This window comes from Microvirga sp. HBU67558 (assembly GCF_018069605.1).
Lineage (GTDB): Bacteria > Pseudomonadota > Alphaproteobacteria > Rhizobiales > Beijerinckiaceae > Microvirga > Microvirga terrae.
Window position 1 is genome coordinate 1 of the sequence record NZ_JAGPUP010000054.1, and the last position, 251, is coordinate 251.

The 251-nt window shown below is 67.7% G+C and carries 1 protein-coding gene; it reads left to right on the forward strand.

What is annotated here, in order from left to right:
- Positions 1–251, forward strand: a 251-nt coding sequence (locus KBI52_RS00205; protein ID WP_210804718.1) for a zinc-binding dehydrogenase, incomplete at both ends; no start/stop codon positions are given.

The window sequence follows — 251 nt, forward strand, 5'->3', positions numbered from 1 at the left end:
GATGGCGCGCCGGATGGGCGCGGACCACGTGATCGACTTCACGCAGGTCGATCCGGTCGAGGAGATCAAGCGTCTCACCGACGGACGCGGCGTCGACGTCTCCATCGAGGCGCTCGGACGACAGGAGACTTTCGAAGCGTCGCTGCGCGTGCTCCGCCCCGGCGGCACGCTGTCGTCGCTTGGCGTCTATTCGGGCGATCTCAGGATTCCGCTCGACGGCTTCCTGGCCGGGTTGGGCGACCAGACCATCC